This is a genomic window from Methylobacterium sp. AC690 (genome assembly GCF_979256535.1).
Window position 1 is genome coordinate 1 of record NZ_CEEDOX010000153.1, and the last position, 232, is coordinate 232.

Genomic DNA, 232 nt, shown 5'->3' on the forward strand with positions numbered 1-232 from the left:
AGCTTCTCGCCCTTGTCGAGGAAGCGCTGCTCGAGGCGCTTCTTCGACTCGTCGTCCTGCTTCTGCATCGCTTCCATCTCGGTCATGAGCCGGTCGTCGATGACGGCGAACTGCCACCACTGCGAACGGGGGTACTCGCTGAGGAGCTCACGGCTCCGCGTGGTCTCCTTCTTGAAGCCCTTCGGACCCGCGATGGGTGCCTGGCCGATGAGGACCGTGGCGAGACGCGCGT

General features: G+C 64.7%; 1 protein-coding gene. It reads right to left on the reverse strand.

Translation table 11 applies throughout. The annotated features are described in order from the left end of the window. On the reverse strand, window positions 1–232 hold a 232-nt coding region (locus AC0IY1_RS25690; protein WP_471773390.1), incomplete at both ends, for a hypothetical protein.